The sequence below is a fragment of the Streptomyces sp. NPDC031121 genome, from assembly GCF_055570615.1.
Genome location: NZ_JBVIGV010000002.1, coordinates 57619 through 71775, shown reverse-complemented (window position 1 = coordinate 71775; position 14157 = coordinate 57619). Strand labels below are relative to the sequence as shown.

At 75.2% G+C, this 14157-nt stretch carries 10 protein-coding genes; 3 read left to right on the top strand and 7 right to left on the bottom strand.

Annotated elements, in window-relative coordinates:
• Positions 1-94 precede the first annotated feature (94 nt).
• Positions 95-736, top strand: coding sequence for a DinB family protein (locus tag ACZ462_RS03710; protein WP_467805110.1), 642 nt, complete (start codon positions 95-97; stop codon positions 734-736).
• Between the two features lie 87 nt (positions 737-823).
• Here the strand turns inward: ACZ462_RS03710 and ACZ462_RS03705 are convergent, their stop codons facing one another.
• From ACZ462_RS03705 to ACZ462_RS03695, 3 genes are all read right to left on the bottom strand, one after another.
• Positions 824-1546, bottom strand: a complete 723-nt coding sequence (locus ACZ462_RS03705; RefSeq protein WP_467805111.1) for a hypothetical protein — start codon at positions 1544-1546, stop codon at positions 824-826.
• A gap of 95 nt (positions 1547-1641) precedes the next feature.
• Entirely contained in the window at positions 1642-3696 is a 2055-nt protein-coding gene (locus tag ACZ462_RS03700; protein WP_467805112.1) for an RICIN domain-containing protein, read from the bottom strand.
• A gap of 377 nt (positions 3697-4073) precedes the next feature.
• Positions 4074-5960: a galactose oxidase-like domain-containing protein gene (locus ACZ462_RS03695; RefSeq protein WP_467805114.1), complete on the bottom strand. Its 1887-nt coding sequence runs from the start codon at positions 5958-5960 to the stop codon at positions 4074-4076.
• Positions 5961-6178: 218 nt separating this feature from the next.
• Between ACZ462_RS03695 and ACZ462_RS03690 the strand changes: the two genes are divergently transcribed.
• Positions 6179-6832 (top strand): DUF4360 domain-containing protein, encoded by a 654-nt coding sequence (locus ACZ462_RS03690; protein WP_467805115.1) that lies wholly within the window; start codon positions 6179-6181, stop codon positions 6830-6832.
• A 72-nt stretch (positions 6833-6904) separates the two neighbouring features.
• Here the strand turns inward: ACZ462_RS03690 and ACZ462_RS03685 are convergent, their stop codons facing one another.
• Positions 6905-7825 carry an AraC family transcriptional regulator gene (locus ACZ462_RS03685; protein WP_467805116.1) on the bottom strand — a complete coding sequence of 307 codons (921 nt, stop codon included), beginning with the start codon at positions 7823-7825 and terminating at the stop codon, positions 6905-6907.
• A 99-nt stretch (positions 7826-7924) separates the two neighbouring features.
• Between ACZ462_RS03685 and ACZ462_RS03680 the strand changes: the two genes are divergently transcribed.
• A complete protein-coding gene (locus ACZ462_RS03680; RefSeq protein ID WP_467805117.1) occupies positions 7925-8830 on the top strand; it encodes an MBL fold metallo-hydrolase in 906 nt (301 codons plus the stop codon).
• Between the two features lie 115 nt (positions 8831-8945).
• Here ACZ462_RS03680 and ACZ462_RS03675 read toward each other — a convergent pair whose 3' ends face one another.
• Genes ACZ462_RS03675 through ACZ462_RS03665 form a run of 3 tightly spaced genes read right to left on the bottom strand, consistent with a single transcriptional unit; the run spans position 8946 to position 14156 of the window.
• Positions 8946-10427 carry an extracellular solute-binding protein gene (locus ACZ462_RS03675; protein WP_467805119.1) on the bottom strand — a complete coding sequence of 494 codons (1482 nt, stop codon included), beginning with the start codon at positions 10425-10427 and terminating at the stop codon, positions 8946-8948.
• The gene (locus ACZ462_RS03670) at positions 10424-13825 is read right to left on the bottom strand and encodes a VWA domain-containing protein (RefSeq protein WP_467882687.1); all 3402 of its coding nucleotides are present in this window, start codon (positions 13823-13825) and stop codon (positions 10424-10426) included. The genes ACZ462_RS03675 and ACZ462_RS03670 overlap by 4 nt, the downstream gene beginning before the upstream one ends.
• Positions 13812-14156 carry a hypothetical protein gene (locus tag ACZ462_RS03665; protein WP_467805121.1) on the bottom strand — a complete coding sequence of 115 codons (345 nt, stop codon included), beginning with the start codon at positions 14154-14156 and terminating at the stop codon, positions 13812-13814. Before ACZ462_RS03665 ends, ACZ462_RS03670 begins: the two co-directional genes overlap by 14 nt.
• Position 14157: the final 1 nt, after the last annotated feature.

Genomic DNA, 14157 nt, shown 5'->3' with positions numbered 1-14157 from the left:
GCGGCAAATCCGGTGGCGGGGGTGCGGCGGCTGTGACAGCCTGCCCGCGGGCCGGAGCCGCCGGCCTCTGACGGACCGCCCCCCGGAGCACTTGGTGACAGAGACCTCCGCCACGCCGCCCCGACTCGCGCCGCTGCTCGCGCAGTTCGACTTCGCGCGCGAACGCCTCAGCGCCCGCCTGTCCGGCCCCTTCATGGACAGCGGCGACGGCGCGGCCACCGCCGTGGACGGACCGCTCACCGACGAGGAGTGGCTCTGGGAGCCCGTCACCGGCTGCTGGTCGGTCCGGCGGCGCACCGACGGGCCGGGGCCGCGGGCCACCGCGCTGGCCGGCTGCGGGACGTGGGGCCGCGACGCCGCCGCCTACCCGCATCCCTGGCCGCCGCCGTTCACCACCCTGGCCTGGAGGCTGAGCCACCTCGCGGAGATGCTGGCCCTGCGCGCCGACCACACCGCCGGCAGCCGCACCCTCACCCGCGACCGCCACCCCGTGGCCGGCGGCGCCGCGGAGGCCGTCGCCGCGTTCGAGGCCGGCGCGGCCGCCTGGCGTGAGGCCCTGCTCAGCGTGGACGAGGCCGCCCTCGACACCGTCGGGTACTGCACCTACCCGCACGGCGGCGACGCGGAGGAGCCGTTCATCGACATCGCCTGGTGGGTCAACCAGGAACTGCTCCACCACGGCGCCGAGATCGCCCTCCTGCGCGACCTCCACCGCGACACCGCAACCCGCGCCTGACGCCGCCCCGGAGGGGGCGCCCGTACACGAGACGGCCCCCGTCCGGCCGCGGGGGCCGGACGGGGGCCGTGGTGCCTGCGCGGCCGGTCAGAGCCGGCGGGCGCGGGCGCGGCGCAGCAGGAGGCCGACGGCGGCTCCCGCGAGGGCGATCACGGCGACGCCCGCCGTGGTCCACCACCACACGCTGCTGCCGTCCCCGGCGGCCCCGCCGTCGCCGCTGCCGGCGGGCGGGGTCGCGGAGGGCGCGGACGGGCGGGACACGCCCTCCGCCTCCGCGGACCCGCCGGGCGCGGCGACGGACGGGACGGGCGCCGAGGGCGCCGCCGAGCCGCCGGGGCCACCCGTACCGCCGGAGGCGTCGGGGGAGCTCGGACCGCCCGTGCCGCCCGGGCCTCCGGAGGGGGCCGGGTCCACGACCGGTACGGACACCTCGGCGTCGGCCTGCCCGAGCGCCGGGTACCCGACCCGGACGGTCACCTTCCAGGTGCCCGGCGGCAGAGCCTCGGCCGTGTTCCAGACCTTGCGGTCCGGGCCCGGGTCCCGGACCAGCTTCCAGGGGCCCAGCGTCCGGGTGCCGTCGGCGCTGGTCGCGTCGACCGTGCCGGCGACCGCCCCGTCGACGGCGTCCCCGTCGTTCTCCCAGGTGATCTCCGTGGCGACGCGGCCCTGCCGCTCCCCGGTGACCACCACCTTCAGCGTGGAGCCGTGGGCGCGGGCCGGGACCGGCGCGGCCAGGGCCTGCGCCAGGAACAGGGACAGGATCAGGGCCCCGAGTCCGCTGCGGACGGGGAAGGAGCGTGGTGTGCGCATCGTGTGTGGTGCTCCCTGGTGCGGTGGGATGAAGGAGCCGGCGGACGGCCGCAGGGGTGCGGCCGTCCGCCGGCGGAAGGCCGGCCGGGGGAGGATCAGCCGACCTTCTGGACCGTCCAGACCTGGGTGGCGCGGCCGTCGGCCCGCTGGAGGTCGAGCAGCCACGCGCCGTAGTAGGCGCGGTTGCTGACCGTCAGGGCGTAGGCGCCGCTCGGGTCGGTGACCGTGGTCGAGCCGCTCTGGGCGTTCAGCTTCCACTTCTGCGTGGCGCCGTTGCCGCACGGCTGCTGCGCGATCCACATGCCCTGGGCGGGGGCGCCGCCCGTCTGGAGGCACTTGCCGGAGACGGAGGACTTGATGCGGAACAGGCCGCCGCCCGCGTCCTCGAACAGCCACTGCTGCTGGGCATAGCCGTTGGCGCGGCCGCCGACGAGGACGGTGCCGTCGGCGCTGCGGCCGCCCCACAGCTCGGCGTTCATGCCGGTGCTGCCGTTGCCGAGGGTGTAGCGGGTGTTGGGGGCGGTCCCGCCGCCGCCGGCGCCCGTCGTCTTGAAGACGGTGGTCTTGCCGGCGCCGCTGTCACGGCCGGCGCTGTCGCGGACGGAGACGGCCACCTTGTACTCGGTGCCCGGCTGCAGGTTGTAGATGCGGACGGCCTGCGACTGCACCCACGTCAGGTGCTTGCCGCCCAGCAGGACCTGGTACCAGGAGGCGCCGTCCACCTTCGGCCAGCTGACCACGGCGGAGTTCGACTGGATCTGGCCGACCGTCACGGTCGGTCCGCCGCCCGGCTTCTTCGTCGGGGTCGGCGTGGGCGTCGGCTTGGGGTTCGGGTTGGGGTCGGTGGTCCCGCCGCCGTTGCCCTTGGCCTTCATCAGGAACTGGTTGTCGGCGATGTTCCAGTGCGTCGCCAGGTAGCTGCCCGGTTTCGGGTTCGTGTGGAAGTAGTCGTCGTGGTTGCAGTCCAGGATGTTCTCGGACGCCTTGTTGGTGCAGACGTTGCGCATCTTCGGGTAGTACGGCGTGTCCGAGTAGCACATCACGTCCCACTCGTCGGTGCAGTGGGCGCCGCGGCTGGTGTTCGGCGCGCTGTTGTTGACCGCGCCGAGGTTGTGGCCCAGCTCGTGGGCCGCGGTGTGGCCGCCCCAGCAGCCGGTGTCCGTACGGCCGTAGGAGGGGCCGAAGTTGCTCAGGTTGTTCTGGCCGGGGCGCTCGTCGCCCGCGAAGGTGCCGATGCCGCAGTAGACCTGGCTGTCGGCGAAGATCATGTACTTGCGGTCGCGGCGGTCCAGGCCCTTGGCGGCCAGCGCGCGGTTGGTGGCGCTGAAGTCGGCCAGGGCGTTGGCCGGGAGCTCGATGTTGAGCACGGTGGGCGTGCAGTCGGCCGCCGTCACGTAGCGGATGTGGCGGACACCGCCCGTCTCCTGCGCGCTCATCGAGTAGATGAGGTCGGCGTCGGCCGCCCACTTGCGGAAGGACGCGAAGTACTCGGAGTACCGGTCGCGGTCGGGGCCGTGCACGTACACGACCTGGACGCGGTTGCCGGAGCTGCCGTCGCCGTCGCACTGCACCGTCTGGCCGGCGGGGCCGGCGGCGACGGTCTGGCCGCCGCCCGAGGCCGCGGGGGCGGGGGCGTCCTTGGGGGCCGCCTTGGCGGCCTTGGCGTCGGCGGCGGCGGGCGCGTCCTGAGGACGCCCGCTGCCCTGCGCCGCGGCGTCCGGCTTGGCCGGGTCGGACGCCACGGCCTCGGTCTTGACCGCCGGCGGGACGTCCTTCTTGATGTCGACGTCCTTCGGCGGGGCGTCGGGACCGTGGCTGCACAAGCCCGCGTCCGTGCGGTACACGCCCACGCACTTGTCGCCCTTGGGGGCCGCCTTCAGGCCGTCGTAGACCATGCCGCGCGCCGGCTCGTTGGCGGGCTCGCTCGGCAGGGCCTCCGGCTCCGCGTCGCGGGCGGGTGCCGCGGCCGGGGTGATCGCTTCCGCGATCCCGTCGGCCTGGACGATGGTTTCGGCCTGGGCGTCGTCGCCGAGGCCGGAGTACGCGATGCCCCCCGCCATCACCGCCGCCGATGCCAGGGCGGCGGTGAAGAGTATGAACCGGCGCGGCTTGCGCCGGTGTTCGGGCTTGCTTCGACGATGTCTCGTCATGCGCACCTCAAATCCTTGGTCGGAGGAGTGGGTGCGCGGAAGCCTGCCAGACGGGCGCGGTGGAGAATTCGGACAAACAGGAATGCGGCCCGAGATATCTGACTGTTACCTTCGGCTTTGATTTGATGAACAGTCAAGTTGCTTACGTAGAAGGGAAGTTACGCGCGTAGGGGCGCAATGGTCCAGTCCTTTGGCTCCGCGTCGTTATAAAATCGAAATAAGCGCCCGAGGCTTGTTGACGGCAATTCAGTCAGGGATTCATCTAATTACTACGAACTGAATTCCCCCTGTCACGAGCGGTGAGGAATCCTGCGCTCCGCCTCAGGATCCGCACACCGCCGCGCCATCGCGCCGCGGGGCGTGCGCCACCGGGCCGCTCACCGGTGCCCGAGCTTGACCCACTTCGCGGTGCTCGGAACGCCCTTCGCGTCGAGGAGGAAGAGCATGTGGTAGCCGGGCGGGGCGTCCGCCGCGCCCGGCGGCGTCCGCAACTCCACCGCCCCGGCCCGTACCGCCGTCACCGCCAGTTCCAGGTGGCGCTGGCTCGTGTTCACCGCGTGCGTGACCGTGGTCGGAGCGAGCAGCACCGCCCGCCGGACGGCCGCCGCCGTGGACGTCGCCGCCTCGAACCGCTCCCCGTAGCCCAGTTCGCGTCCCGGCACGCCGTCGAGGGCGGGCCGCCGGCCGCCCTGGTGCAGGTACGCGGGCTCGTACAGCTCGATGCTGCCGTCCATGCCGTCCGTGATGTCGGGGTCGTTGGCGATCTGCTGGAGCTCGTCGCCGGTGACCAGCACCCGCCCGTCCGGCAGGACGAGGGCGTTGGAGTGGTACCCGCGCGGCAGCCGCTGCGCCGGACCGAGCCGCCACCGGCCGCGGGCGTCCCGCAGCTCGATCTGCCGGTACTTCAGGTCCGCCTCCGGGTTGAACGGGCCGTGGCCATAGTCCCGGGTGCTCAGGGCGCCGTTGACGGTGAGGAGCGTCCCGTCCGGCAGGATCAGGGTGTCGTCCTGGGTGCGGCCGAAGGCCCGGGGCTCCTCGGTGGTCCACCGGCGGCCGGTGAGCCGGTAGGTGTTCGGATCCCGCGGATCGCCGCCGAGCACGAGGACGGATTCGGGGCCGCGCAGTCCCGCGGGCAGCGGCACCGCGGAGCCGTAGCCGCGGAAGTCGGCCGGCCGCCGCGGCAGGTCGGCCCGGGTCTCCTTCACCGGGTCGAACACCCACTGCTGGTCGGCGTCCCGGCCGAGGCCGTAGACCATGCCGTCGCGCAGCGAGAAGAGGTGCGGGTAGTCGTTGCGGAACGGCGCGTCCACCCGGAGCCGTTCCGCGGCCAGGCCGACCGGGATCTCGTACGGCGTCCAGGGCACCCGGTGGCGCAGCGCGGGAAAGCGCTCCACGACCGGCGTCGGGGTGCCCGTACCCCGCTCGGACTGGCCCGACATGATGATCTGCCGGCCGTCCGGCACGGTCACCACCGACGGGTACCAGCGGCCGACCGCCATGTCCGCGTTGCGGAACCAGGTCTCGGTCCACGGATCGAAGACGAACGACAGGCGCGCGCCGCTGCCGCCCCTGCCGCCGGTGTTGCCGCCGAAGACGCCGACCATCCCGTTCGGCAGGAACGCGTGCCCCGCGCAGAAGAACGGCGCCGGGCGCGGGGTGAAGGTGCCGTCGGGCATCAGGACGGTCGGCGGCTCCACCTTCCGGAACGCCGCCGCCCCCGTCCCGCGGGCCGGGTCCCACAGGTAGGCGCGGCCGGCGTTCGTCCTGCCGATCCGGTCGGTGGGGCCGGTCTCCTTCGTGGGGTCCACCTCCACCCGCTCGAAGGAGAACAGCAGCACCTTGCCCGTGGGCAGCAGGGCGGCGTGCACGCCGAAGTCGGGGGAGGGGAAGAACTCGGCGAAGCGGCCGAAGCGGGCCGCGTCGAACGCGGTGTTCGTCCTGCGCTGCGAGGCGGCGTGGGAGCCCAGGCTCGCGGTCCGCCTGACCTGGGGGTAGCCGTTGGTGCCCGCCGCCGCCGAACGGCGCCGGGCGTGCGCCCGGGCGTGCTCCTCGCCGAGTACGGCGGCCTCGGCGGGGTCCGCAACCGCCCCGGCTCCGGAGGCGGGGGCCCCGGCGGCGCCGTCCGCGTGCGCCGCGGCGGCCCGCGGGGGCGGCGCGGCGGCGGAGGCCGGCACCGCGGAGGCCGCCGGAGCGAGGGCCGCGGCCAGGGTGGCGGCGAGGCGGAGCGCGGCGGACAGGCGTGCGGAGCGACCGCGACCCGGCATGGGCCCTCCTCCCGAGAACGAAAGCGCCCAGGATAGGAGGAATCACCCGCAAGGCTCGGCTGGGGCGCGTCGTTCCGGCCGAACGGGCAGCCGGTTGGGGCCGTTCGGCGGCGCAAGCCGCTGTGGGGAAACGTTTCAGCAGTGAACCGGACCGCCCGGGAGGGTGAGCCCCCGCACCCGGCGGTGACCGCCCGCACCCGGCGGCTATCCATGGCGACGTGATCAAGCCACTTCGCACCGCACTGACCATCGCCGCCGTGACCGCAAGCCTGGCCGCCGTCTCGCCCTCGGCCGGGGCGACCGCCACGGCGCCGCCCTCCGGCAAGGTGACCGTCGACGTCGCCACCGTCAACGGCTCGGGCTGCCGCCCCGGCACCGCGACCGTCGCCGTCGCCCCCGACAACTCCGCGTTCACCGTCACCTACAGCGACTACCTGGCCCAGGCCGGGGCGGACATCCCCGTCACCGAGGGCCGCAAGAACTGCCTCCTCTCCCTCGTCGTCAACGTCCCCCAGGGCTTCACCTACGCCGTGTCGAAGGTCGACTACCGCGGCTTCGGCAGCCTCGCGGACGGCGCCATCGGCACCCAGAAGGCCAGCTACTACTTCCAGGGCATGAGCCAGACCATGTCCCGCAGCCACCAGTTCCACGGCGCCCTCGACGACAACTGGCAGGTCACCGACACCACCGGTATCGAGGCGCTCGTCTTCGCCCCCTGCGGCGAGAAGCGCAACTTCAACATCAACACCGAGCTGCGCGCCGAAGTCGGCACCTCGGACAGGACCCGCGTCAGCTACATGACCGTGGACTCCACCGACGGCAGCCTCAACACCGTCTACCACTTCTCCTGGAAGGAGTGCCCGGCCCGCTGAGCCGGGCCACCGCCCGCCCCGGGGCGGCGGGCCGCCCGGCCCGCCGCCCTTCCCCCACCCGCCGCGGCCGGTTCACTGAGCGGCAGGCCCCGCGGCCCGCCAGCGGCCCGGCGTCGTCCCGAACTCCCTGCTGAACGCGTGCGAGAACGCGTACGCGCTCCCGTACCCGACCCGGCGCGCCACCGCGGACAGCGGCTCGGAGCCCTCCCGCAGCAGCGCCGCCGCCCGCGTGAGCCGCCACCAGGCCAGGTACGCCATCGGCGGCCGGCCGACGAGCGCCGTGAAGCGGCGCGCCAGCGTCGCCCGAGACACCCCCGCCTCCGCCGCCAGCCGCTCCACCGACCACGGCGCCGCCGGATCCGCGTGCACCGCCCGCAGCGCCGCGGCCGCCACCGGATCCCCCAGCACCGCCGGCCAGGCGCCCCCCGCCCCCTCGGCCGTCCACGACCGGACCATGTACACCAGCAGAAGGTCGAGCAGGTGCGGCACGGCCATCGCCGAACCGGGCCGCGGCGCCCCCAGCTCACCGCCCAACAGGTCGATCGCCGAACGCAGTTCCGGATGGCGGCCCACCCGGTTCGGCAGGTGGACGACCGGCGGCAGCTCCCGCAGCAGCGGGTGCAGGCGGCTGCGGTCCAGCCGGTACTTGCCGCACAGCATCTCCACCCCGCCCGGCCCGCCCGCGTCCCACCCGGCCGGCGCCCCGGCGGGCAGCGTCTCGAACGGCACCGCGCGCGCCACCGCGGCGGCATCGGCGGGGGAGTCCGCCATCACGTGCCCCGTGCCGTGCGGCAGCAGCACCGCGTCGCCCGCGGCCAGCGACACCGCAGGGCCCCCGTCCGGCAGCAGCCAGCAACTCCCCTCCAGCACCACGTGGAAGCCGGCCCCGCCGTACGGCGCGAAGCGCGTGCACCACCTCCCGTGCACCCGCATCCGCTGCGACTCGGCCCGACCCACCCGGACGGCCGCGATTGCGTCACTCACCACATCCACCGCACCACCCTAACCGCGGCCTCACCCGTGAGACGCTCGCGCATCCGGCCGAGCCACCAGCGCATTGAGGGGCTCGAACAGGCCTCCTACGGTGGCGTCATGAGCACCGAAACCAGCATCCCGCAGCGCATCACCGTCGGCGACGTCGAGATCATCCGCGTCGTCGAGTGGCAGGGCCCGTTCGCCCCCGTCGCCGACCTCGTTCCCGAGTCCGCACCGCAGATGTGGGAGGACGGCGGCGCCCTCCTGGCCCCCGATCACTACGAACCCGCCCGCAAACTGGCCGTCATGGCCCTCCAGACCTGGGTCGTGCGCAGCGCGGGCCTGACCGTCCTCGTCGACACGGGCATCGGCAGCGGCCGCGACCGGCCCGAGTCCCCGGACTACCACCAGCGGCAGAGCGACCTCCTCGGGGACCTCGCCCGCGCCGGGGTCCGCCCGCAGGACGTCGACGTCGTCGTCAACACCCACTTCCACGCCGACCACGTCGGCGGGAACACCACCGGCCCCGCCGGGGAGTGGGTCCCCGCCTTCCCGAACGCCCGCTACCTCCTCCCCGCCGCCGACGACCACCACTTCGGCCCCGGCGGCGCCTACGGCGGCGGCCGCAGTGCCGACGACCGGCTGATGTACGAGGACAGCATCGCGCCCGTCCACCGCTCCGGGCAGGCCCGGCTGTGGGACGGCGCGCTCCGCATCGACGCCCACCTCACCCTCGAGTCGGCCCCCGGGCACACCCCCGGCTCCGGCGTGCTGCGGCTCGCCTCCCGCGGCGAGCGCGCCGTCTTCACCGGCGACCTCCTGCACAACCCGGTGCAGATCCTCCACCCGTCCTGCAACAGCTGCTTCTGCATGCACCCGGTGCAGGCCGCGGCCAGCCGCCGCAGGATCCTCGAACGCGCCGCGGACGAACGGGAGCTGCTCATCCCGGCCCACTTCGCCGGCCCCGGAGCGGTACGGGTGCGCCGCCGGGGCGGCGCGTTCGGCTTCGCCCCCGCCGCCTGACCGGGCCCGGGCACCCGCGTGCAGGCCGGCGGCGCGGCGCAGGGGAGCGCGCCTACCGGCCCCGCGTGCCCGCCCCCGCTCGCCGGGCGTGCACCGGGCCCCCGGGACAGAACACCTAGGGCAGGGCCTTGCGGAGTTTCGCATGGAGGTCGGCGGCCAGGTCGGACTTCGACGGCGGCTTCGCGGACTGCAGGCGGCCCAGTTCCGCCGCGAACGTCTGAGTGAACGCGCCGTAGAGAGGGGTGCGGGGCCGCTGCACGGCCTTCTGGAGCGCAGGCAGCAGCGTGCCCTGCGCGTACTCGGGCCGGCCCTGCGCGTCCCGCGGCATCCGGTCGGTGCGCTCCCCCGAAGGGGACGCGGACGGCGTCCTGGCGTCCTCGGAGAGCTTGCAGCGGACCCCGTTGTCGTCGTACGCGGAGCGACGGGTCGCGGCGAAGCCGGCGTTCAGCAGGCAGCGTTCGCTCCTCGCGTCGGTGAGATACCGGACGAGGTCCTCCGCGGCGCGGGCCCGCGCGGAGCTGGTCGTCACCGCCAGGTTCTGCCCGCCGAGCACGGCCCGCCCGGGCAGGGGGGCGACACCGAGCTGATCCGGCGTCAGCGACTGGTGGAGCGCACCGTAGGCGTACGGCCAGTGGCGCAGGAACGCGGTGCGGCCGCGCGCGAAGTCGGCGAGGGAGTCCGCCTCGTCGGACCGGGCGGCGTCCGGGAGCGTGTAGGCGGCCTGGGTGCGGCTGCGCAGCTCGTCCAGCCCGGCCTCCAGCACCTCGGGCGTGCCGGTGTAGCGGCCGGCGCCGTCGGTGAGGCGCAGGCCGTCCACCGCCGAGGCGAACGCCTCGATGCCGTTGACGGTGAGGCCCTCGTACGAGGCGTCGAGCTGCGCCGTCCACCCCTTCTCGTACGCCTCCGCGGGCTTGCGCCCCGCCGCGCCGAGGGCCTCGGTCAGCTGCTGCACCACGGACCAGCGGGTGTCCTTGCCGAGTTCGGGGTCCGTCACGCCGGCGCTCTTGAGGTAGTCGCGGCGGTAGTACAGCAGCCCGACGTCGCTGTTGAAGGGGACGGCGTACACCTTGCCGCCCCATTTGGCGGTCGAGGCCACGGACGGGATGACGTCCTGGTCGTCGACCAATGTGCCGGGCAGCTCCCGGACGAGGCCGGCGGCCGCGAACTCCGGCACCCACGTCACGTCCAGGTTGACGACGTCGTACTCGGCGCTGCCGGACTGGAGCGCGCCGAGGAGCTGGCTGCGCTGCTGGTCGGCGGAGCCGGGCAGATCGACGAGGCGGGCCCGCCAGCGGGTGCCGGCGGCCGCCTGCGTCTTGTTCCACTCCTCCACGAGCTGCCGGCGGATGCCGCCCCTGCCGGTGACGTCGACCCCGCTGGCGAGGACGATGTCCCCCGGCGGGTCCACGGCGTGGGACGCCCCGGACCCGCCGCCCGCAGTCGCGCCGCCGGACCCGCTGTCCGGGGCGGCGTCGCACGCGGGGGCCAGGAGCAGTGCGAGCAGCGCGGCGAGCACGCCGCCGGGCCGGCGCCGCCCGCCGCGGAGCGTGCGGCGTGCGGCCGCCGGGCGGGCGGCCGTCACCGGGTCGTGCCTCATGCCTCGTCCCCCGTTCCGGTCCTGGCGACCTCTTCCCGCAGCCGGGTGATGAGGTCCCCCCTGGTGTCCAGGCAGCGTCCGCCGCTCCCCTCGGCGACGGCCGCGGCCGGCTTCTCCGGGTCGCAGGCGCCGTCCAGGAGGGCCATGACCACGGGGACCCCCTTCGTCCGGGCAGACTGGAGCAGGGTGTCCAGGCGCCCGGGCTCGGCGAGCCGGCCGTTGTCCTCGCCGTCGGTGAGGAACACCACCAGCTGCGGGCGGTGGTCGTCGGTGCCGCGCCGGGCCATCTCGTCCAGGGCGGCCGTCAGCGCCCGGTACGGGTCCGCCTCCAGGTCCATGACGGGCGCGGCGGCCACGGCGCGCTGGGCGTCCGCGCGCTGCGGGTGCCTGCCGAACGGGAGCACCTCGGTGTGGTGGCGGCCGGTGCGGGGGTCGCTGGCGACTCCCCACACGCCGTAGTCGTCATGTCCGCCGAGCCCTGCCAGGGACTGGGAGATGATGCCGGGCGCGCCGCCCGCCCCGGTCCACAGGTCGCCCATGGAACCGGAGGAGTCCAGCAGGAACAGCACCCGGCCGGGCCCGTTGGCCTCCCGGTAGCCCTTGAGCGCGGCGGCCATGGCCGCCGCGGACGCGGGGCCGGCGAGTGTGCCCGGATCCTCCAGGGCCCCGAACGTGCTGAACGCGGCCTTGCCGTCCGTGTCCCCGCCCTTCCCGGCGCCGTCCGCGCCGAGCGGGAGGTGGCCGGCTGAGGCGCTGCGGAACCCGTCCTCCCCGAACACGGCGAGCCCGCCCTTCCCTGTGCCCGGCGCGTTGCCGGTGAGCCAGTCGTGGAACCGCCGCACCGCGTCGTCGCGCTGGTCGGTTTTCCGGACTGCGCCCACCCAGCGGACCCGGACGAACGTCGGGGCGAGCCCCGGCACGTCCGCCGGGTAGGCGGCCATCCGCCGGGTCCGCGTCGTGCTGTCGCAGCCCACGCCGGTCCTGAGCAGGAACTCCGGGACGAGGGCGGCGGTCCGCTCGTCCACCGCGTCGTCGTCGGGCAGCGTGCACAGCAGGTCCACGCCGGTCCGTGCGGGCAGCCCGGCCTGCGACACCGCCCGCTCGGCCCTGGCCGGGTCGTCCTGCCCGGGGCCGTGGAGGGCGACCGTGGCGAAGAGGCCCGCGTCGGTGTGCTCGGGGTCCGTGCGGCGCACCTCGGCCCCGGGGTCCCGCTGCCGCAGGGCCGCCGTCAGGGCGGCGAGGGGCCCCGTACGGTCGCGCAGCGCCTCGCCGGAGAGGTTCTGCGGGACGGCGAGGACGACGGGCGAGTACGCGAACGGTGCCGGGTCGGCCGTCAGCTCGGCGTACGCGGACTCGTCCGCCGGGGGACGGGCCCGCTCGACGCTCGCGGGCGAGGCGGGGATCCAGATGTCGGGCTGCGGGCCGATGTCGCGCTGCGGGTTGTTCTCCTCGCCGGCGGGCCGCAGCCAGTGGCCGGACTGGCGGCCGAACGCGGTGACCACGGCGGCGGATCCGGCGCTGTAGACGGTGATGCCGGAGCGGCGGCAGCCGTCGGCGGTCCGGTTCCCGGCGGAGGAGAGGTAGGCCTCGGCGGCCTTGCGGACGGTCGGCTCCAGGTCGGGGTCGGTGAGCAGCCGCAGTTCCAGCGGGGGCCGGCACGGCGGCCGGTCGGCGCCGCCGAACCAGGCGAGGCCGGCGAGGACGAGGGAGACCGCGGCCGCGGGCACGCCGACGAGCTTCGCGAGCCGCCGCGGATCGAGCGCCCGCCCCGCCGCCCGCCCGCCGGAGCCCTTCCCGCCCCCGCTCCCCCCGGAGCCGCCTCCGCCGTTTGTGCCGGAGCCGTTCCCGTCACCGGCGGCGCCCTCGCGGGTTCCGCCGTTCGCCGAGCCCGAGCTGCCCCCGCCGCCTGTGCCGGAGCCGACTCCTCCGCCGGCTGTGCCGGAGCCGCTTCCACCGCTCCCTGCGCCCGAGACGCTGGTTCCGCCGGGCAGGCCGGAGCCGACCCCTTCGCCGACCGCGCCGTTGTCGCGTCCACCGCCAGGGGTGCCTGGGCCGCTGCCTCCACCCTGTGCGCCGGAGTTGCTCCCTCCGTCGGCTGCACCGGAGGTCTTCTGGTCGTCGGACCCGGCGCGGCCTCCGGCGCCGTTCGTCCCACTGCCGCCGAGGCCGGCTGTGCGGCCGTGAGAGGTGCCGGCGTCGCCGGTACCGCCCGAGCCTCCGGTACCGCCCGAGCCTCCGGTACCGCCCGAGCCTCCGGTACCGCCCGAGCCTCCGGTACCGCCCGAGCCTCCGGTACCGCCCGAGCCTCCGGCACCGCCCGAGCCTCCGGCGCCGCCCGAACCGCGGGCGCCGCCCGCGCCGTTGCGACCGGCCGCCACCTCGGGATCATCTGAGCCGTTCGGGCTGCCCGGGCTGCCCGCGTCGGCTGTTCCACCGCGACCGGCCGTGCCCTCGGGCTTGCCCGTGTCGCCGTCAGCGGTGGAGTCGTCGCGCGGACCCGGCCCAGGGTGTGCGGTGTCGGCGTTCGGGCCGGTTCCGGGGTGCGTCGGCTTGCCGTCCTCGTGCGGCTCCGTGCCCGTGGGCGTGGTCACCGGTAAGCGCGGCGGACGGGCGGCGACCGCGAGCAGGACGTCGGCGCCCGATGTCGCCGGGCGGCTCTGCGGCTCCCACGGCTCGGGCGGTTCCCGGAGGGTGGTGTGGTGGGCCGACATGCAGGCCCGGATCCGGTCGGCGAGCCCGGTGAAGGTGACCTCTCCGCCGCCGCCCCCCAGCCCGCCCTCCAGCAGCTCCACCAGCCGGGCGGTGAACGGCGTGGGCGTGTCGTCGTCTCCGGCGTCGATGCGGTTGTTGGCCTGGACGCTCATCAGCAGCGAGGTCCGCCGGCGCTGCGTCGTGCCGAGCGCGTCCCACGCCGCCGCCGCGTTGCCCGCGTAGCAGCAGTCGAGCACGACCACCACCTGCTCCGCCCGCGCCCCGGACAGCACGGCCAGAACCCCCTTCCAGGGCGCGGCGCCGAGGAAGACGGACTCGGCTCCGGGGACGACGGTCGCCCGGCGCATCTGGAGCCACAGCCCGTCGCCGGTGCTGGGGACGGCCCCGTGCCCCGAGAAGTAGAGGAACAGCAGCCCTTCGGCCTGCGCGGCCGCCTTGTACAGCTCGCGGTCGAACTCGTCGACGTTGCGGGGCCGGGAGGCGACGACGCTGCCCGGGCCGAACACCCCTCCCGCGCGGAGCGCCCGCTCCAGTTCGGTGAGGTTGTGCGCGACCGCAGGGAGGTCCCCGGACACCCCCGCCGGATGCCTCGGCTGCTTGAAGGCGTACTCGGGCACGCCGACGAGCAGCGCCCGGTTCACCTTCCCGCGCGGGTCGAAGCGCGCCACCCGGCTATCTCCCGTCATTCTCCGGAGCGACCTCGACCTCCGGGGGCTCGCCGCGCTCGACGGCGCGGCGGTTCTCCCGCCATGCGCGGACCCCGCTCTTCACCTGCTCGTACACTTCCTCGAACAGCTTCGGCGCGGCCGCGCCCACGAGTACGAGCAGGATGTCCATCGCGGCGCCCATGGGGCTGCTGTCCGGGTCCTGCGCCGACGGCTGCTCCCGGATCTCCAACCGGCCGCCGTTGCGGAGCAGTTCGAGCCGGTGCTCCCGCTCCAGCCACGCCTTCAAGGCGGCGACGTCCGCGTCGTTCGCGCCCCGGACCATGCGTACGCGGATGGTGTTGTTCGCCAAA